General features: G+C 62.8%; 15 protein-coding genes. 5 read left to right on the top strand and 10 right to left on the bottom strand.

What is annotated here, in order from left to right:
• Positions 1–153: 153 nt before the first annotated feature.
• The 8 genes from sufA to NYR54_RS03570 form a co-directional block, all read right to left on the bottom strand.
• On the bottom strand, positions 154–528 hold the full coding sequence (sufA, locus tag NYR54_RS03605) for a Fe-S cluster assembly scaffold SufA (protein WP_261514130.1): 375 nt from the start codon (positions 526–528) through the stop codon (positions 154–156).
• 114 nt (positions 529–642) lie between these two features.
• Entirely contained in the window at positions 643–1,041 is a 399-nt protein-coding gene (locus NYR54_RS03600; protein ID WP_261514129.1) for an SUF system Fe-S cluster assembly protein, read from the bottom strand.
• Positions 1,042–1,045: 4 nt separating this feature from the next.
• The gene (locus NYR54_RS03595) at positions 1,046–2,287 is read right to left on the bottom strand and encodes a cysteine desulfurase (protein ID WP_261514128.1); all 1,242 of its coding nucleotides are present in this window, start codon (positions 2,285–2,287) and stop codon (positions 1,046–1,048) included.
• Between the two features lie 120 nt (positions 2,288–2,407).
• Entirely contained in the window at positions 2,408–3,673 is a 1,266-nt protein-coding gene (gene sufD, locus NYR54_RS03590) for a Fe-S cluster assembly protein SufD (RefSeq protein WP_261514127.1), read from the bottom strand.
• A 10-nt stretch (positions 3,674–3,683) separates the two neighbouring features.
• A complete protein-coding gene (sufC, locus tag NYR54_RS03585) occupies positions 3,684–4,439 on the bottom strand; it encodes a Fe-S cluster assembly ATPase SufC (RefSeq protein WP_261514124.1) in 756 nt (251 codons plus the stop codon).
• 19 nt (positions 4,440–4,458) lie between these two features.
• Positions 4,459–4,779 carry an antibiotic biosynthesis monooxygenase family protein gene (locus NYR54_RS03580; RefSeq protein WP_261514123.1) on the bottom strand — a complete coding sequence of 107 codons (321 nt, stop codon included), beginning with the start codon at positions 4,777–4,779 and terminating at the stop codon, positions 4,459–4,461.
• The gene (gene sufB, locus NYR54_RS03575; RefSeq protein ID WP_261514122.1) at positions 4,776–6,302 is read right to left on the bottom strand and encodes a Fe-S cluster assembly protein SufB; all 1,527 of its coding nucleotides are present in this window, start codon (positions 6,300–6,302) and stop codon (positions 4,776–4,778) included. Before sufB ends, NYR54_RS03580 begins: the two co-directional genes overlap by 4 nt.
• Before the next feature lie 160 nt (positions 6,303–6,462).
• Positions 6,463–7,623 carry a cysteine desulfurase family protein gene (locus tag NYR54_RS03570; RefSeq protein ID WP_261514121.1) on the bottom strand — a complete coding sequence of 387 codons (1,161 nt, stop codon included), beginning with the start codon at positions 7,621–7,623 and terminating at the stop codon, positions 6,463–6,465.
• Between the two features lie 221 nt (positions 7,624–7,844).
• Between NYR54_RS03570 and NYR54_RS03565 the strand changes: the two genes are divergently transcribed.
• Together NYR54_RS03565 and tyrS are read left to right on the top strand one after the other, a co-directional pair.
• On the top strand, positions 7,845–8,519 hold the full coding sequence (locus tag NYR54_RS03565) for an alpha/beta hydrolase (RefSeq protein ID WP_261514119.1): 675 nt from the start codon (positions 7,845–7,847) through the stop codon (positions 8,517–8,519).
• An 83-nt stretch (positions 8,520–8,602) separates the two neighbouring features.
• Positions 8,603–9,862: a tyrosine--tRNA ligase gene (gene tyrS / locus NYR54_RS03560; RefSeq protein ID WP_261514118.1), complete on the top strand. Its 1,260-nt coding sequence runs from the start codon at positions 8,603–8,605 to the stop codon at positions 9,860–9,862.
• A 78-nt stretch (positions 9,863–9,940) separates the two neighbouring features.
• On the opposite strand, the gene NYR54_RS19260 is transcribed toward tyrS, so the two are convergent.
• Positions 9,941–13,318: a DUF3971 domain-containing protein gene (locus NYR54_RS19260; RefSeq protein WP_261514117.1), complete on the bottom strand. Its 3,378-nt coding sequence runs from the start codon at positions 13,316–13,318 to the stop codon at positions 9,941–9,943.
• A gap of 142 nt (positions 13,319–13,460) precedes the next feature.
• On the opposite strand from NYR54_RS19260, the gene NYR54_RS03550 reads away from it, so the two are divergent.
• The 3 genes from NYR54_RS03550 to NYR54_RS03540 all read left to right on the top strand — a co-directional run bounded on the left by NYR54_RS03550 (position 13,461) and on the right by NYR54_RS03540 (position 16,937).
• A complete protein-coding gene (locus NYR54_RS03550; RefSeq protein ID WP_261514115.1) occupies positions 13,461–13,949 on the top strand; it encodes a peroxiredoxin in 489 nt (162 codons plus the stop codon).
• A gap of 94 nt (positions 13,950–14,043) precedes the next feature.
• Complete coding sequence (locus tag NYR54_RS03545; RefSeq protein ID WP_261514114.1) at positions 14,044–15,324, top strand: M23 family metallopeptidase; 1,281 nt, start codon at positions 14,044–14,046, stop codon at positions 15,322–15,324.
• Positions 15,325–15,482: 158 nt separating this feature from the next.
• Positions 15,483–16,937 carry a TrkH family potassium uptake protein gene (locus NYR54_RS03540; protein ID WP_261514112.1) on the top strand — a complete coding sequence of 485 codons (1,455 nt, stop codon included), beginning with the start codon at positions 15,483–15,485 and terminating at the stop codon, positions 16,935–16,937.
• A 6-nt stretch (positions 16,938–16,943) separates the two neighbouring features.
• Here the strand turns inward: NYR54_RS03540 and NYR54_RS03535 are convergent, their stop codons facing one another.
• Positions 16,944–18,800, bottom strand: a complete 1,857-nt coding sequence (locus NYR54_RS03535; RefSeq protein ID WP_261514111.1) for a L,D-transpeptidase family protein — start codon at positions 18,798–18,800, stop codon at positions 16,944–16,946.
• Between the last annotated feature and the right edge of the window lie 204 nt (positions 18,801–19,004).

The raw sequence follows: 19,004 nt of genomic DNA, 5'->3' as shown, positions 1-19,004 counted from the left end.
GCTCTCGCTAGACCAATCATGCGCATGTGGCAAGCCGGAGCTGTAGGTGGCCGAAGCAACGCACTCGCATTAACGGGCCGGGACGCCTCCGCTTCGCGGACTGAGGAAAGAGAGCGGCGGCCACTCAGGACCGCCGTCCGGTCAGGCCGCCCTCTATGCCCGGGCCTCGGCCAGGGCCTTGAGATCGGCCGGCTTCAGCTCCACCGATTCGCCGCAACCACAGGCGGACGCCTGATTGGGATTGTTGAAGACGAACCCCGTGCGCAGCCGGGTGGATTCGAAATCCATCTCCGTGCCCAGCAGGAACAGCGTGGCCTCCGGCGCGACATAGACGTGAGCTCCGTTGTGCTCCACATGGTCGTCCTTCGGGTCGGGCTCCGTCACAAGATCGACGGTGTATTCCATTCCCGCGCAGCCACCCTTCTTGATGCCCACGCGAATGCCCTTGGCCCCCTCGCGGCTGGCCATGATTTCGCGTACCCGCGCGGCTGCGGCGTCTGTCAGGGTGATGACTTGGAATCGGCTCATCGGTTTCTCCGTCGAGCGGGCCAGCAGCCCGCTATAAACGTCCTACCTGGAGTTAGTCTCTCACGCTTTCCGTTCAATGCCTACTCGGTATCCGCTATGCCGGCATCGGCGCAATCAATACCACCCGAGCGCCACCTGAGCTTCCTCCGACATACGGTCGGGCGTCCAGGGCGGATCGAAAACCATATTCACTTCGACATCGCTGACGCCTTCCACGGACCTGACGGCATTCTCCACCCATCCGGGCATTTCGCCGGCCACGGGACAGCCGGGCGCCGTCAGCGTCATATCGATCTTCACCGAACGGTCATCCTCGATGTCGATCCTGTAGACCAGCCCGAGCTCGTAGATGTCGGCCGGAATCTCCGGGTCGTACACCGTCTTCAGCGCGCTGATGATGTCGTCCGTCAGACGCGCCAGTTCGTCCGGCGGTATGGCACTGCTCTGGACGGCGTTGCCTTCGCCCACTGACTCCGCCTGGTTCAGTTCGGGTTTCCGGTTTGTCTCTTCCATGGCTTCACCCGAAGAATTTGCGCGCCTTGTCAAGCGCCTCCGCGAGCACATCCACCTCGGCCTTCGTATTATACATGGCGAAGGACGCGCGGCATGTGGAGGTCACGCCGAAGCGCTTTAAGAGCGGCTGAGCGCAATGGGTGCCGGCACGCACGGCAACGCCTGAGCGGTCGATGACCATGGCCACGTCATGGGCGTGGATGCCCGCAAGCTCGAAGGACAGGATCGAACCCTTGCCCGGCGCAGTGCCGAAGATGCGCAGCGAATTGATCTGTCCCAGCCGCTCGTGGGCGTAAGCCGAGACCTCGGCCTCGTGCGCGGCGATCACGTCGCGGCCAACCGTCATGATGTATTCCAGCGCCGCACCCAGCCCGATCGCCTGCACGATGGGCGGGGTACCGGCCTCGAACCGGTGCGGCGGCTCGTTGTAGGTGACGTTGTCTAGCGTCACATCCTCGATCATCTCGCCGCCTCCCTGGAAAGGCCGCATCTCCTCGAGACGCTCCCGCTTGCCGTAGAGCACGCCAATGCCCGACGGCCCGTAAAGCTTGTGGCCGGTGCAAACATAGAAATCGCAGCCAAGCGCCTCCACATCCACCGGCAGGTGCACCGCACCCTGGCTGCCATCCACCAGCACGGGAATGCCTCGGGCGTGCGCGATGCGGACGATCTCAGCGACGGGCGTTACCGTGCCCAGCACATTCGACATGTGGGTGATCGCAACGAGCTTCGTCCGCTCGCTCAGACACTTCTCGAATTCCTCGATGGAGAAGCTTCCATCGTCCACCACCGGCGCCCAGACCAGCTTCGCACCCTGCCGCTCGCGCAGGAAATGCCAGGGCACGATGTTGGAATGGTGCTCCATGACGGAAAGCACGATCTCGTCGCCCTCGCCGATCCGCGGCATGGCGTGGCTGTAGGCAACGAGGTTGATCGCCTCCGTCGCGGACTTGGTGAAAACAATCTCCTCCGCGCTCTTGGCATTGAGGAAGCGCCGCGTGATTTCCCTCGCCTTTTCATAGGCTTCGGTCGCGGCGTTGGAGAGAAAGTGCAGTCCGCGATGCACATTGGCGTATTCGTTGGAATAGGCATGGGTAACGGCGTCGATCACAGCCTTCGGCTTCTGCGCCGAGGCGGCGTTGTCGAGATAGACCAGCGGCTTGCCGTGGACCTTGCGCGCCAGGATCGGGAAATCGCGGCGGATCGCCTCGACGTCGTAGGTTTTGCTTTCAAGCTTCTGGTCCATATCCGATCCTATCTGGCGCCCGATCAGCGCAGCCTGTTCCCCTTCATCACCCGAGTTACTCGGGATCTCCCCAACATGGGAATGAAGGCCGCGGGATATTCCGCGGCCTATGGGAGGGGCCTACCCGTGCTCCGCGAACCAGGTGTTGAGCCTGGCTTCAAGCGCGTCGACCATTTGTTCATTTTCCAGTTCCTCGACCACCTCGGCAAGGAACGCCTTCACCAGAAGGCCACGCGCCGTCTTTTCATCGATGCCGCGGGCCATTAGGTAGAACAGATGATCGGCCTCGATTTCCGTCACGGTCGCTCCGTGGCCGCAGGCCACGTCATCGGCGAAGATCTCCAGCTCCGGCTTTGCAGAGAAACCGCCTTCATCCGACAGGAGAAGCGTGTTGCAGGCCATCTTGGCGTCCGTCTTCTGCGCGTGACGCGCCACACGGATCTGCCCCTGGAACGCCCCTTCGGCCCGGCCGGTGACCACGTTGCGGATGGTCTCGGTCGAGACCGTGTGCGGCGCGGCATGATCGAGCACCATGGTCACGTCGCAATGCGTGTCACCCGCTAACAGGTTCACGCCACGCAGGCGCAGCTCGGAGCCCTCGCCTTCCGCGACGATGCGCAGTTCCTGGCGCACGAGCTTGCCGCCGGAATTCATCACGAAGAGCGTCACTTTCGCCCGCTTGCCCATGGTGAGGCTGATGCGGCCGAGATGGTTTGCGCCCTCCGGCTGCTCCTGGAGGATGAGCCAGAGCACCTCGGCATCATCTTCCACCTGCAGGTGGCTGACGGAGCTGACGAACGCATCGCCCTCGCCCGCCTGCCGCTCCACAAACGTAGCTTTCGCGCCCTCCCCCACCGTTACGGCAAAGCGCGTGTGGACCTGTCCCCCGGCCTGAATGTTCTGGAGCTCGATCGGCGCTGCCACCTCGGCTCCGGCGGGAACGTCCACCACAAAGCCATCGGCCGCAAAGGCCGCATTAATGGCGGAGACCGTGTCGTCCGATCCCTCCAGCCGGAGAAGCGGGGCCAAGCTGCCATCGGCAAGCCTGTCGGCGACCTTCGAAACCGCAACGCCGTCGATTGCCAGCGGCGGAGTGGCCACTCCGTTTAACACGGGGAGAACGAAGGAGCCTTCCAGCAGCGGCGCGCGCGGTGCCGCAGGTCCGCCCGCATCGAAGGACGGGACGGCCGAAAGCAGCCGGCGAAGATCCGTATAGTGCCAGGCCTCGACCTTGCGGTTCGGCAGGCCGCGCTGAAGCAGCAACACCGCTTCCTCGCGCCTCTCCGCAACCTTAGCGTCACCCGGAAGCTTTGTGCCGCGCTCTGCGAAAGCGGCAAGCAGTGCTTCCTCCGCAGCCGTCCGCTTTATCTGTGTCTGAACATTCATCGCCAGCCCCTCAAGCCGCTTCGCCGACGAGGCCGGCGTAACCGTTCTTCTCAAGCTCGACAGCCAGCTCCTTGTCGCCGGAGGTCGCCACGCGGCCGCGATAGAGAACATGCACCGTGTCGGGCACGATATAGTCGAGCAGGCGCTGATAGTGCGTGATGACGACGATCGCCCTGTCCGGCGAGCGTAGCGCGTTCACCCCGTCCGCCACGATCTTCAGCGCGTCGATATCGAGGCCCGAGTCGGTCTCGTCGAGAATGCAGAGCTTCGGCTCCAGAAGCTTCATCTGCAGGATCTCGGCGCGCTTTTTCTCGCCGCCTGAAAAGCCGACATTGAGGGGCCGCTTGAGCATGGCCATGTCCATGCTGAGCGATTCGGCCGCGGCGCGCACCCGCTTCATCAGCTCCGGAATCTTCAGTTCCTCCTCGCCACGCGCCTTGCGCTGGGCGTTCATGGCCACCTTTAGGAATTCCATCGTGGCAACGCCCGGTATCTCCATCGGATATTGGAACGCGAGGAAGATGCCGGCGGCGGCGCGTTCGGCCGGGTCCATCTCAAGGATGGATTCTCCGTTGTAGAGGATGTCGCCCTCGGTGACCTCATAGTCCTCGCGGCCGGCCAGCACATAGGACAGCGTGGACTTGCCGGAGCCGTTCGGGCCCATGATGGCGGCGACTTCGCCGGCCTTTACCGTGAGATTGACCCCGCGCAGGATTTCCGTGCCGTCCTCGGCGATGCGGGCGTGAAGGTTCTTGATTTCGAGCATCTCTTCTTCCTGTAAGAACTCATACGTAGCTGCGCACGTCGCGCAGCTCATAGTGTTGCGAACGCTGATCGAAGCGTTTCAGAACGGCACGGGCCGCGGCGGGTACGTAACAGGCCTCATAATCCTCGCCGGCAAAGGCCTTTACGCTTTCAAGCGAGTCGAACTCCATGATGGTCACGAACTCTGTCTCGTCCTCAAGAGCGCGGCGAAGCACCTCGAAGCGCCGAAGGCCGGGGATATTCTTGCCTTCGATCTCCTTCATCACCTCGCTGCGCAGCAACCGTTCGTACTCGTCCGCTCGGTCGGGCGTGGTGTAGCCATGCCAGACGCGCTTGATCATCCGACCGAGCCCTCGAGGCTGATGTTAATGAGCTTCTGCGCCTCGACAGCGAACTCCATCGGCAGTTCCTGGATGACATCCTTGACGAAGCCGTTGACGATGAGCGCGATCGCCTCCTCTTCCGGAATGCCGCGCTGCATCACATAGAACTTCTGATCCTCGGAGATCTTCGAGGTGGTCGCCTCGTGCTCCACTTTTGCGGTCGAGTTCTTGGCCTCGATGTAGGGCACCGTGTGGGCGCCGCAGTCATTGCCGATGAGCAGCGAGTCGCAGTTGGTGAAGTTGCGCGCGTTCTCGGCCTTGCGGTGGATCGAGACCTGGCCGCGATAGGTGTTGTTGGAGCGGCCGGCAGAAATGCCCTTGGAAATGATCCGGCTCGACGTGTTCTTGCCGAGATGGATCATTTTGGTGCCGGAATCGATCTGCTGATGGCCGTTGGAGACGGCGATCGAGTAGAACTCACCGCGCGAATTGTCGCCACGCAGCAGGCAGGACGGATATTTCCAGGTGATCGCGGAGCCGGTTTCCACCTGCGTCCACGAAATCTTGGAGTTCCTGCCGCGGCAATCGCCCCGCTTGGTGACGAAGTTGTAGACGCCGCCCTTGCCTTCCGTATCGCCGGGGTACCAGTTCTGGACCGTCGAATATTTGATCTCCGCATCGTCAAGCGCGATCAGCTCGACAACGGCCGCATGAAGCTGGTTCTCGTCACGCTGCGGCGCGGTGCAGCCTTCCAGATAGGAGACATAGGCGCCCTCATCGGCAATGATGAGCGTGCGCTCGAACTGCCCCGTGTTCCGCTCGTTGATGCGGAAGTAGGTGGACAGCTCCATCGGGCAGCGTACGCCCTTGGGCACATAGACGAAGGAGCCGTCGGTAAAGACCGCCGAATTAAGGGTGGCGTAGAAATTGTCCGTGGGCGGGACTACAGAACCGAGATACTTCCGGACGAGCTCGGGATGTTCGCGTATTGCTTCAGAAATCGAGCAGAAAATGACGCCGGCCTTGGCCAGCTCCTTCTTGAAGGTGGTCACGACCGAGACGGAGTCGAACACCGCGTCCACCGCGACACGGCCAGACTGGTAGACGTTGTCGCTCGCGCCATCGCCGTCCAGCGTGCTCGGTTCGCCCGATCTGCGCACGCCCGCGAGGATTTCCTGCTCGCGAAGCGGAATGCCGAGCTTCTCATAGGTGCGCAGAAGCTCGGGATCGACCTCGTCAAGTGAGCGCGGGCCGGTCATGCCCTTCGGCGCGGCGTAGTAGTGGATGTCCTGAAAATCGATCTTAGGATAGGAAACGCGCGCCCAAGTCGGCTCTTCCATAGTGAGCCAGCGCCGGTAAGCGGCCAGACGCCATTCGGTCATCCATTCCGGCTCGCCCTTCTTGGCCGAGATGAACCGAATGATATCCTCGTTGAGCCCCTTTGGTGCCTTGTCGCTTTCGATCAGCGTCTCAAAGCCATACTTATACTGGTCCACATCGATACGGCGGACCTGCTCGATGGTCTCCTGCACTGCAGGCATCAGCATTCTCCATTCATGCCGGAGTCAAGGTCCGGCCGTTTCAAGACTGGCAAGCCGCCCTCTATCTAGGGAGGACGGATGCCGAATTCACGTGCGCCTCAGAAAATATGTGTCATTTACTCCATTTTTTCCTTGCGTGCCATTACACCACCTGCCGGCTTCAAGCGGCGGCCGCCCTTTCCTTTCGTTTTGCCGCGATCTTTTTCAGCGCCTCTGCAAAGGCTTCGACCTCCTCATCCGTCGTCGAAAGCCCAATGGAAACGCGCAGCGCTCCCACCTGATCGCCAAACCCCATGGCCGCGAGCACATGGCTGGGACCCACCTTGCCTGACGAACATGCCGAGCCCGCCGACAGCGCGATTCCCGCCAGATCGAAGGCGATCTGCGCCGTCTCCGCCTTCATTCCGGGGATCGAGAAAAAGATCGTATTTGGGAGGCGCGGAGCGTTGCAGCCGTAGATCATCGCGCCCGGTACGGCTTCGCGGATGATTGTCTCCAGCCTGTCGCGCCGTGCGCGTACGGCGTCCATATGGGCAAGGCCCGCGGCCGCCTCGCGCGCGGCAGCACCGAAACCGGCGATACCCACCACGTTCTCAGTACCGGCTCGGTGCCCCTTCTCCTGCCCGCCGCCGCCAATCAGCGGACGCGGCATCATAAGATCGCTGACGCCGACAATGGCACCTACGCCCTTGGGTCCGCCGATCTTGTGCGACGATAGGATAAAGAAATCAGCATATCCTGCTGAAATATTGAGAGGAATGCGTCCGGCCGCCTGCACGGCATCCAAAATGACTGTGGCACCCGCCGTCCGAGCGATCCGGCCAATCTCCTCGAAGGGCTGGATTACGCCGGTCTCGTTGTTCGCCGCATGCACCGCCACCAGCGGAAGCCCCCGCTCCCGATCATGGCCGGCAAGCGCCCGCTCTAAAGCGTCCAGGTCTATGAGACCGTCGGCATTCACCGCAATTTTGTAAACCACATCGGCCGGAAAGCGGCCGCCAGACAGGATGCAGGGATGTTCCGCAGCCGACACATAAAGCCGGCCGAACCTGAGCGGCGCCCGCCCCATGGTCCATTCCGGCGACAGGAGCGTGGCGGCGGCCTCACTCGCGCCGGAGGTAAAGACCACGTGCTCGGGCTTGGCGCCCACAAGCTCGGCCACATCGCGCCGCGCAGCTTCAACGATCCGCCGGGATATCCGGCCTTCTGCATGGACGGAGGACGGATTGGCGGCATCGAGCGCAGCCACCATCGCCTCACGCGCCGCGCTGAGAAGCGGCGCGCTGGCATTATGGTCCAGATAGATGCGCTCTTCTGCCATGTCCGTCCTTGCACCATCTGCCGCGAATTGCGACCCAGACAGCGTTATTTCCTTGAATTTCCAAGGCAAGCCATCCTATCTACCGGCTCGCCAGGGGCAGCACGCCGCCCCACTTTTGAACAGTTCTAAACTAGCTTCTATGGAGGCAGCTGCGCCGCGTCAAGACCCGCCCGTGATGATTTGATCGTGGCGGCACGACCCGGCAGCGAGTTGGAGTGACCATGCCCGAAGTGATCTTTAACGGACCTGCCGGCCGTCTCGAAGGCCGCTATCAGCCGTCGAAGGAGAAGAATGCGCCCATCGCGCTCATTCTGCATCCGCATCCGCAGTTCGGCGGCACAATGAACAACAAGATCATCTACGATCTCTTCTACCTGTTCCAGAGCCGCGGATTCACCACGCTGCGCTTCAATTTCCGCGGCATCGGGCGAAGCCAGGGTTCCTTCGATCACGGCACCGGCGAGCTATCGGATGCGGCCGCCGCGCTCGACTGGGTACAGTCCCTGCATCCCGATTCGAAAAGCTGCTGGGTTGCGGGCTATTCCTTCGGCGCCTGGATCGGCATGCAGCTTCTCATGCGCCGGCCGGAGATCGAGGGCTTCATCTCCGTCTCGCCGCAGCCCAACATCTACGACTTCTCCTTCCTGGCCCCCTGCCCTTCCTCCGGGCTTATCATCCATGGCGGGGCCGACCGAGTCGCGCCGCCCGCGGACGTGCAGGCACTTGTCGACAAGCTGCAGTCGCAGAAGGGCATCACGATCACGCAGAAGACGATCCCCAACGCGAACCATTTCTACAGCAACATGGCCGACCAGCTTATCGAGGAGTGCGCCGACTATCTGGACCGGCGGCTGAGGGGCGAGCTGGCCGAACCGCGCCCGAAGCGGCTAAGATGAGCCTCCTCGCGCTTGTCTGCCCTGGGCGGCGGTGTTAAACGCCGCTCGTCTTTCAGCCAGTTCCCCATACGGGATCGTCGAGAATGCAACGGTTCAAGTCCGATTTCCTGCGCGTGCTTTCCGAGCGTGGCTTCATCCACCAGATATCCGATCCCGAAGGGCTCGATGAGGCGGCGGCAAGCGGAACGATCACCGGCTATGTCGGCTACGACGCGACGGCGACCAGCCTGCATATCGGCAATCTTATCTCCGCCACCATGCTCTACTGGCTGCAGGAGACGGGCCACCGCCCGATCGTGTTGATGGGCGGCGGCACCTCGATGATCGGCGACCCGTCCTTCCGCGACGAGCAGCGTCGGCTGCTTCCGCCCGAGACGATCGCCAAGAACATCGAAGGCATACAGCGCATCTTTGGGCGTATCCTGCGCTTCGGGGACGGGCCGACCGATGCGTTCATGGTCAACAATGCGGACTGGCTTCTCGAACTAAACTATGTCCAGTTCCTGCGTGACGTGGGGCGCCACTTCTCGGTTAACCGGATGCTCTCCTTCGAGTCGGTGAAGCAGAGGCTCGACCGCGAGCAGTCACTCTCCTTCCTGGAATTCAACTACATGATCCTGCAGGCCTACGATTTCGTGGAGCTCAACCGGCGCTACGGCTGCATCCTGCAGATGGGCGGCTCCGACCAGTGGGGCAACATCGTCAACGGCATCGAACTCGGCCATCGCATGGGCAGGCCCCAGCTCTATGCGCTAACGACGCCGCTTCTCACCACCGCGTCGGGCGCGAAGATGGGCAAGACGGCGAGCGGAGCCGTGTGGCTCAACCCGGACCATTTCAGCCCCTATGACTTCTGGCAGTACTGGCGCAATACCGAGGATGAGGACGTCGAGCGCTTCCTGAAGATCTTCACCAGGCTGCCGCTTGACGAGATCGCCCGGCTGGCCGCGCTGAAGGGCGCGGAGATCAACGAGGCCAAGAAGGTGTTGGCGACGGAGGCGACGGCCATCGTGCATGGCCGCGAGGCTGCCGAGTCCGCCGCCGAGACCGCGCGCAAGACCTTCGAGGAAGGCGCGCTTGCCGAAAGCCTGCCCACCGTGGAGGTGCCGCGCGCCGAGGTCGAAAGCGGCCTGGGCGTGCTTACCGCGGTCGTTCGCGCTGGTCTTGCTGCATCCAATGGCGAAGTGCGCCGGGCGATCGCCAACAACGCCATTCGCATCAACGACCGTCCGGTAACGGACGACCGCGCTATCATCGGCGCGGACGATGTCACGGCCGAAGGGGTGATCAAGGTTTCCTTCGGGCGCAAAAAGCACGTGCTCTTGCGTCCGGTAAGTGAATAGACAGGATACCGGCGCGGCTTCTGCCGAGGTGTTTCAGAAACAGGCTCGGATGGCATCGAGCCTGTGGCACTTACCCGCTTACCGAAATTCGAAAAGCTCCCGCAGGAAGCCGGGCGCAATGGCGGAGATTGGATTTACCTGCAGTTTCGGATCCTCGAACTTGCCGGAAAGCCGGTAGGTGATGCCGATCAGGCCGCCGTCACGCCCGTTGCCGAGAATTTGCCCGATCAGCGGAATCTCGCCGAAAATCCGGTTGACGCCATAGATCGGCATGAAAGTGCCGGTGATGTCCATATTGTCATTGGCGTCGTAAAGCGTGCCCTGGAAGGTCGAGCCGATCAGTGGGCCGCGCAGCACGCCATTGGCAATGGCAAGGCTTCCCCTTCCCTTCGTCAGAAAGGCACCCGCACGCTCGAACTCGACGCGCGTGGCATCGACCCTCCCGCTCGCGTCCGGTGTGGCGGCCACCAGAGAGCTCATGCGTGGCTCATTGACCAGCCAGAAGTCGCGGATGTCGATGCGGCCGGAAAGCACATCGCTGTCGCTTGCGCCCTCCAGTGCCAGGCTCAGCTGTCCGCCTTCCATGTACTTGTAGATATCGAGAAAGCGAAGGACAGCGCCCGCATTGTCGGAACTGGCCCTCACCACGTGGCGATCCCCTTCTACGCTCTTGGTCAGGGTGATCGAGCCGTAGCGGTCCGCCGCCCCGCTAACCGACAGCCGGTCGGGCCGGTCGCCGCCTGAGGCATAGGAAAGCTTCACCTGCGCCAGGCTCTCACCGTTGAAACCATAAGCCTGGCCGAGCGTGGCATCGACCCGGACGCTGCCCGCCTGCCCTTTGGGAGAACCGCTGGACGACGATCCTGAGTCTTCCTCCAGCGCCCGCTTGATGATGCCGCGTGCATCGATCGAGGCGCCCTCCACCAGAACGGCATAGCCGACGCCGTCACGTCGGATCATGGCCGCATAATCGTCGCCGCGGTTGAAGCGCACATGGTCGAGGCGTGCTTCCTCAAGCTGACCACCAGAAAGCCGCACCAGACCGGACACGGCGAAGCTTTCGCCGCGTAACGAAAAATCCGAGAGTTCGACCGTCCCGCCATCCGCATCCATCTTGAAGCTGGCCGAGGCTGGAATGCCAGGCCCCTTGCGCCAGCCGATCCAAGGAACGGTCAGGCGCGCGCGGTCGAGCTGGACGGTGATGTTCGTCCTCTCACCGGGCAGTTCGTCATAGACTACCGTGAACGGCCCGGAGACAAGCATCCCCAGCCCGGGGAACAGCCTGTCCCGCGCCGCATCGTTCATCTTGAGTTCGACGTGACGCACGCGTTCCACGCTTGAGCCGCCGAGCGGCTGAAGCAGGCGAAGGCTTGCGGGCACGCCGTTCAGCTCGGCCTCGGCGACGATCTCCGCGCGGTCGGGCTGGATCAGCAGTGACCCCGATGCCGCGTCGATCTTCTGCCCCTCGATCGGCCTTGAAAGCGACAGATCCGTGTAACGGAGATCGACCTTCCAGCCGAGATTCGACGCGGGAATGCCGTTTTGCAGGGGAATGTCCGCGTTGATGTGGCCGGACATATCGCCGGAAATGTCGTCCGGAGCGAGGTCGTGGAAGCGCGAGGCGTCTATCGGCTCATAGGAGGCGAGCTCCACAATGGCGGATGCCTCGCCGGACACGTCGATCGAAAGCTTGCCTATGCGGGGCTTCAGATGCGCGGAATGGATGGTGAGGGTTCCGCCGCTGGCATCCACACGCCGCCCGCTCGGCATGTAGATGGTGCCCGATTCGAGTTCGACCCTCACATCCGTCCCGCGGAAGGCGACGGAGCCTTCCCCGTTGCGCACCGGCGGAAGGCGCCCGGCAATGTCGAACCGCGTGCCGGACAGATTGAAGCGACCATAGACCTCCTCCGCCGACAGCGGCACCCCGTTGCCAAGCCGACCGGGAGGGACGATCAGCCGCAGGCTGCTTTCCCGCACGCGGCCGCCGAAGACGTTTTCCAATGTCCAGCGGCGCGCTCCGGCGGCGGCAAACCATGGCCAGAACTGCTTGGCGTGCGCGGTCGGCAGATCGGCCACATATAGGGCGAGCGTAACGCCTGGGGCCATGCCGGCGGGCATCGTCAATGCCGCGCTGGCCGTCACTTCCCCTCCGGCGGTGCGCATGTCGATCCGCTCGGCGACCATACGCCTCGCCAGAGGCTCGAAACGGCCTGCAATCCGCATGGTGAAGGGCAGCGCCGGCTCTGGCGAGTCGACCGGCGCGATCAGGGAGCGGCGCGATACGAGATCGATGCTGTAGATTGCCGGGCCGGCACTTTCCGCCGGCTCCGTGGGCGTGATCCTGCCTTCGAGGTTGATCCGCGTGCGCCCGATGGAAAGCATGAGCTCGGGGACGGAAAAGGCCTCATCCCCCTCGTTGGAGGCAAGCCGGGCAACGGCGCTGTTGACCAGGATTTCGTCGCGGTCGAAACCCACAAGCGTATTGGCAAGCCGCACCTCCAATTCCAGCCGGCCGCGATCTTCGCTCCCCGTCTCCCGTCCGGTCAGCGCCAGCTCGAAGGCGCCCAGCGCGCGGATGAGTCCCGTCCCGGCCTTGCTGGCGGAATCGTCAGTCTCTGGTGCAGCAAGATTGAAGGCAAGGCGTTCGATGCTTTCCCCATCGGCCGACCGCTGAGCCTGTCCGTCGAAGACCACGCTGCGGTCGCGATAAAGCGCGGAGCCTTCGAAGGTAATTTCCGCTTCGTCCGAACGCTCAAGCTCCAGCTCTTCAATGCGGAGGTGGGGCTCATCGCCATCGTCGGGGAGCAGGCTGATGTCGGTAAGGCTGACCCGCGTGAGCCCGACATTCCGCGTCATCGCGAAAGCACGATGAACGCTGTCAAAAACCGCGCGCTGGAGGGTATCGGGATGGATGACTTCGCCCGCGGCAAGCAGCGCGGCAAGGCCGCCTCCCGCAGGCAGGCCTGAAGGCGAAAAAGCCGCTTCCGCCATGGCCACCCGTGCAAGCTCGACCCGGCCGTTCAGAAGCGGGATCGCCCTCAGCCCGAAATGCAGAGTGCCGGCCCGGGCGATCGGCGTGCCGTCATCGGCCCTTGCGATCAGCACGTCGCCGATTTCCAGCGCAAAGAAGCTAGTCCGGCCGGGCACCAGACGCAGCCGCCCCAGAGTGACGTCGACATCAACGCCAGCAATCTGCTCGATCGCCTGTTCCGCCTGCCTCCGCAGCCGCTCGTTGCCGATCGCATCAACGCCGACCAGATAGAGAAGGCAGCTCGCCACGATTACGAGCGCGGCAAGCGCGAGAAACGAGCGCAGGAGAGCGCGCCTAAGCCGGCGCATGCGCGAGCGACACAGGCGGTGCGGCGGCCGGCGCGCCGAGGGAAACCGGTCCAACGCGGCAATTTCCTCGCGTCGGAAGCGCACCAGTTCGTGTTCTCGCGTGCCCTGCTCCACCGATATTCCCGTCGAGGCCTGCCGCCGGCATGGACGAATCCCGCCGCCGCATTATAACCGGTCCCCACTGAATGGGCCGGGGCTTGCCGAAGTATTCAAGAATTTACTGAACGCCGGACTAACCGAAGAGGAAGGTGAGAAAATGACCGTTCTCGAGAAGGGAATGAAAGCGCCTGATTTCGAACTGCCGCGCGACGGAGGCGGCACACTGCGTCTGTCGCAGCTTGCAGGGAAACCCGTCGTTCTCTTCTTCTATCCCAAGGACGACACGAGCGGGTGCACGGCCGAGGCGGTCGCCTTCTCGCAGCTGAAACCGGATTTCGCTGCGCTCGGAGTGGAGGTCGTCGGGATCTCGCCCGACAGCGCGAAGAGCCACGACAAGTTCAAGCAGAAGCACGGGCTCACGGTCGCGCTCGTCTCCGACACGGAAAAAACCACACTGCAGGAATATGGCGTCTGGACCGAAAAAAGCATGTACGGCCGCCGCTATATGGGCGTGGAGCGCACGACATTCTTGCTTGGACGGGACGGGAGCATCGCCGAAATCTGGCGTAAGGTGAAGGTGCCCGGCCATGCCGAAGCCGTATTGGAAGCGGCAAGGGCGCTGATCGGGAACGCGCCGCAGCAATAGGCAGAGCGCAGCAACCGTTCTCGGCGAAAACGTTTGTTAACCCTAACGGTATGTAATCGGTTTCGGCCAATTTCGGTGAGGACGGCGCGAAACTGTGAAGCAGGCGTATCACACAGGCGTTTTCGGCAGGCGCAGGGAACTCCCCACCGTCATCATCGCCCGGGGCGAGCACATCCGCTATTTCAAGGTGCGGCCGTGGATGATCGCACTTGCCGGCTCTGCGGCCGCTGCTTTCCTTCTCGTCACGCTGGCGGCTGCGACCTACTTGACGCTGCATGAGGATATCGTCAGCGCGGCGCTCGTCCGCCAGGCACGCCTGGAGCGGGCCTATGAAGAGCGGATCGCCGCGCTGAGAGCACAACTCGACCGCGTCACGAGCCGACAGCTTCTGGAGCAGCAGCTCATGCAGCGCAAAATGGCAGAGCTGGTGGAACGGCAGGAACAGCTCACACGCCAGCAGAGCCGCCTGAGCCCGGTGCTCGAGCGCGCTGGCGAACTGCGAGCGGACGAACAGACGATCCCGGTTCCCTCGCCCCGCCCGGAGATACGCGCGGGCCTAACGTCAGAAAAGTTCGGACTACCCACTGTTGCAAGCGCCTATTCCCAGCCTGAGGAGAAGGCACAGGTGCCTTGGCCTCTGCGTCCGGGATATGGCGAATCCGGGACCGCGGAGGAAACGGAGGAGCAGGTTCTGTCCGCCATCGACCGCTCTCTGGACGATCTCGAGGCAGACCAGCTCGCGCGCATCGGCAGCCTGACTGAAACCGCCTATCAGACCACGGAAGCCATCAGTGCGGCGCTCGATGCGGCGGGAATCCCGATCGCTGAGGACTATGGCGTTGAACCCGCCGGCGGTCCGCTGCTCGCTGCAGTGGGCGCCCTGCTGCCCTTCGAAGAGAAGGTACGCGAGCTGGACGAGGCGCTCGACCGGCTGGAAAAAATCAAGCAGACGGCGCGCCGCATTCCCATCGCCAATCCGCTCCCTGGCGCTGCGGTGACAAGCAGCTTCGGCATCCGAAGCGATCCCATTATCGGGCGCCCGGCACACCATTCCGGGTTGGACTTCAGGGCCGAATACGGTGCGCCCGTGCGGGCGACGGGCAGCGGCACAGTCATCAAGGCAGGCTGGAACGGCGGCTACGGGCGAATGGTCGAGATCGACCATGGGAACGGCATCACCACCCGTTACGCGCACTTAAGCAAGATCATGGTCCAGGTCGGCGCCCACGTCGAAAAGGGCGGGATTGTCGGCCGAGTTGGCAGCAGCGGCCGCTCGACCGGCCCGCATCTGCACTACGAGGTCCGCCGCAACGGCCGCGCGGTCAACCCACTGACCTTCATTTCCGCCGGCCGGCGCATCCAGAAATATCTTTGAGCCTTCAGCCTCCCTGTGTGAGCGATGGGCAAAAGCACAGGTGGATTGACAAGCTCAGCCGGCTATCCTGATACGATCCCGCGCTTGCGCCCCGAGCGGCCTTCCAGCACGAGGCGGTAGAGAGGACAGTCACCAGCATTCACTCGAAAGCGAAAGCCGTGCACGCTTCCATCATCAGGGCGGCGGTCCATGTCGCCTCCATCTTCGCGCTCTACATGGCCGGCGTGATGCTGATCCCTGCGGCCGTTGACCTCTACTACGGCCACAGCGACTGGCAGGTATTCGCGATCTGTGCCTGCGTCACGGGCGCTGGCGCATTGACGATCGCCGCCGCGACCCGCGACCGCAATCCGCTCCGTTCGACACGGCTCGCCTTCCTCGTCGTGGTTCTTCTATGGACCACGCTGAGTATCATCGGCGCGTTGCCCTTCTATACGGCCTCGCTCAATCTGGACCTGTCCTCGGCCATATTCGAATCCGTTTCCGCGACGACGACCACCGGTGCTACGGTGATTGCCGGTCTGGACGCGCTGCCGCCGGGCATCCTGCTGTGGCGGTCGCTGCTGCAGTGGATGGGCGGGCTCGGCGTCATCGCCCTCAGCCTATTCTTCCTGCCGGTGCTTAATGTCGGTGGCTTTTCCTATTTCCGCATCGAATCGACTGACATTGAGGAGCGGCCTTTCGATCGGCTGGCCAGCTTCGTGCGGGCTCTCATTGCGGTCTATATGTTTCTGACAGTGCTGTGCGCCATCGCCTATGCGGCAGCGGGTATGACCCCCTTCGACGCGATCAACCACGCGATGACGACGGTATCGACCGGCGGCTTCTCCACTCATGACGCCTCATTCGGGTATTTCGGCAATTCAGCCGTGCTGTGGGTGGCCGCGATCTTCATGATCCTTGGCGCCCTGCCCTTCTCGATCCTCATCCTTTTCATCGTACGGGGCAGGCTCGATGCCCTCCGCGATCCGCAAATCCGGCTCTTCCTTGCCTATACGGCCGCTTTCGTATTCGTCGTGGCCATCCACCGCCGCGTTATGGACGGCGTGCCGTTCGGCGAAGCGCTGACCAGTTCCGCCTTCAATTTCATCTCGATCATCACCACCACAGCCTTCGTCAGCGAGGATTACGCAGGCTGGGGGTCGTTCGCGGTGATGGCGGTGTTCTTCGCGACGTTTCTCGGCGGCTGTTCCGGCTCGACTTCAGGCGGCGTGAAGGCCTATCGCTTCCTTATCCTTGGCCGCATGCTGCGCAACGGCCTCCGCCAGCTGGTCTACGGGCATTCGGTGCAGCCGCTGCGGTACGGTGCCCGCGTCGTTGACGAGGAGATGCAGCGCTCCGTCGTCCTGTTCGTCATCGCCTTCCTGATCGTCTGGATCGGTGGCAGCCTGGCACTTGCTGCAGGCAATCTGGATATGGTCACGTCGCTGACGGCAGCTCTCGCCGCCCTTTGCAACGTCGGCTTGGGCTTCGGCGGCGTCGTCGGGACCGCCGGCGATTTTTCGGCGTTCAGCGATTATGCGCAATGGATCATGGCGGCCATCATGCTTCTTGGCCGCCTTGAAATCCTAGCTGTGTTGGTCGTCTTCACGCCTTCCTTCTGGCACAGCTAAAGGGCATCAGCTACCCGGGGCTCGCAGCTTCTCCACCTTCTGAAGTGCTTCCTGGAGATGGGCATCCCGGCCGTAAACGTCCGGATGATAGGAGATTCCGCTGCCGTCCGGTTCCGGCCATGCGGTGAAGTAGCCGACATAGACGGGAATTGCTTCCGGAACGTCCTGACGCGAATTGCGTCCCTGGGCAATTCTGCGCCCCACCTCCTCCTCGGAGACGCGGAGCACAGCGGCGGCCATGGCGCGCGGCTCCTGCAGGCGCACACAGCCGTGGCTGAAGGCGCGCATGTCACGGGCGAACAGCCCCTTGTCCGGGGTGTCGTGCATATAGATGTCATGCTTGTTAGGGAACATGATCTTTAGCTGCCCGAGCGCATTGCCCGGCCCCGGCTTCTGCCGCACGCTGAACGGAATATTCGATCCGTAGGCTGCCCAGTTGATGGCCGCGGAGGGAATACGCCGCCCGCGCGCATCGGTCACTTCATAGCCGGCCCGGTCCAGATAACCCGGATCGCGGATAAGCTGCGGCAGCTTTTCGTTGATCAGGATCGAGCGCGGCACGCCCCAATAGGGGTTGTATTCGACATATTCGATCTTGTCGTGAAAGAAGCTCGTCTGATTTGATCGCGAGCCCACCACGGCACGCATCGACAACCGCACTTCGCCATTGTCGATGAAGCTTGCTGTGAAGGACGGCACGTTAATCATGACCCGAGTGCTGCCCAGGTGAGACGGGTGCCAGCGCAGCCGCTCTAGGGACAGCAGCACCTTCTCGATGCGCGCGGCGCGGGACTCGCCGGCAAGCGCACTGACCGTACGCTGGCCAATAATGCCGTCCGGGTTGAGTTCATGAAGCTTCTGGGCGGCCTTGATGACCGGAACCAGTTCACGCGCGTAGGTCTCGCTGCCGCGGTGAGCCGTAAGAATGTCGCCGTATTCGGCGAGGAAGGCCTCGTCCGCATCGCGCTCGATGATCTGAAGGATCTTCGGGAACTCGCTGTGGCTCTCGCCCGGCCGCACAAAGGTTTCCGGATCCACCACGATCTCGCGCTCCGCGCTCGCCCGCAGAGCCTTCAGCTCTTCCCGAAGCGCGGCATAAAGCTCGTTCTGCGGATGCAAGGCCTTGAGGTAGCGCGCCGGGACTGGCGTTCCGGCGAGCACTTCCAGCACGCGGCGCTCTTCAAGGGGCTTGGTCGGAAAGTCGTGATAGCCCGACAGCTTGTTCGGGTTCACGCGACCCAGATGCGCATCGCGCGCATAGCGTAGCGCCCTTGCCGAAAGGGTAAGCTCGAAGCGGGCCAGTTCTGCCATTCGCTCATCCGCGGCGCCGGGCTCGTCCAGCGACGGCGGGCTGACCACGTAATCGGTCTCCTGAAGGCCGTAATCCGCAGCGTCGGCAAGCACGTCAAGAACGGCTTTCGCCCGCTCGTTTGGCCCGTTTTCATCCACCCAGATGAAGTTGGGATTTTCGGCGTAATAGTCGACAAGGGCGGCGGCGATCTTCTTTTCCGCCAACAACTCGAAATCGGTGAGCCGCGCGACCGCCCGGGCGAAATCCGTATCCGCCTGCTCCTTCGCCTCGTCCCCTTCAAGCGCGGCGGCAAGGCTGACCAGATCCAGTTTCACCGGCGCTTCCGGCGTGTAGTTGTAATAGGACGGCGAAGAAACCTTCGGCACAACCCGCACGGCGCCCGTGGTCTGCGGCACGGGTGCCGGTTCAACATATTGCCGGGCGGCTCTGTTGCGGCCAAACAGCCTGTCGAACAGATACTGCTCGGCATTTGCCGAAGTCGTTCCTCCGGTAAGGGCCACCGCAAGCGCCAGGGCCGACAGGCCGGTTCTGGTTGCGATTTTTCCTGCCATTTCCTGTCCCCGCGGTTCGTGCGACAATGATCCGAGCCTGTACCCCTCTCGCCTGCGTCCTTGGGAGGTGCGCCGGCAACCGATCGATCAAATTATACTGATTCAGTAAACCAACGCTAAGCGACGGCGTTCCAGCTCCGGCAGCTTATCGCAAGCTTCATCGCCTTATCGTAAACAATTCGTTACCAACGGAATGCACGACTT

Source organism: Chelativorans petroleitrophicus (assembly GCF_025398195.1).
Lineage (GTDB): Bacteria > Pseudomonadota > Alphaproteobacteria > Rhizobiales > Rhizobiaceae > Chelativorans > Chelativorans petroleitrophicus.
The sequence above is the reverse complement of the archived record's forward strand: the minus strand, read 5'-3'. Positions and strand labels throughout refer to the sequence as shown.

Coding starts and splice junctions, on each gene's coding strand:
- NYR54_RS03565 (WP_261514119.1), top strand. CDS start 7,845: ATGCCCGAAGTGATCTTTAACGGACCTGCCGGCCGTCTCGAAGGCCGC.
- NYR54_RS03570 (WP_261514121.1), bottom strand. CDS start 7,623: ATGGCAGAAGAGCGCATCTATCTGGACCATAATGCCAGCGCGCCGCTT.
- NYR54_RS03535 (WP_261514111.1), bottom strand. CDS start 18,800: ATGGCAGGAAAAATCGCAACCAGAACCGGCCTGTCGGCCCTGGCGCTT.
- NYR54_RS03600 (WP_261514129.1), bottom strand. CDS start 1,041: ATGGAAGAGACAAACCGGAAACCCGAACTGAACCAGGCGGAGTCAGTG.
- sufB (WP_261514122.1), bottom strand. CDS start 6,302: ATGCCTGCAGTGCAGGAGACCATCGAGCAGGTCCGCCGTATCGATGTG.
- sufA (WP_261514130.1), bottom strand. CDS start 528: ATGAGCCGATTCCAAGTCATCACCCTGACAGACGCCGCAGCCGCGCGG.
- NYR54_RS03550 (WP_261514115.1), top strand. CDS start 13,461: ATGACCGTTCTCGAGAAGGGAATGAAAGCGCCTGATTTCGAACTGCCG.
- tyrS (WP_261514118.1), top strand. CDS start 8,603: ATGCAACGGTTCAAGTCCGATTTCCTGCGCGTGCTTTCCGAGCGTGGC.
- NYR54_RS03580 (WP_261514123.1), bottom strand. CDS start 4,779: ATGATCAAGCGCGTCTGGCATGGCTACACCACGCCCGACCGAGCGGAC.
- NYR54_RS03595 (WP_261514128.1), bottom strand. CDS start 2,287: ATGGACCAGAAGCTTGAAAGCAAAACCTACGACGTCGAGGCGATCCGC.
- sufD (WP_261514127.1), bottom strand. CDS start 3,673: ATGAATGTTCAGACACAGATAAAGCGGACGGCTGCGGAGGAAGCACTG.
- sufC (WP_261514124.1), bottom strand. CDS start 4,439: ATGCTCGAAATCAAGAACCTTCACGCCCGCATCGCCGAGGACGGCACG.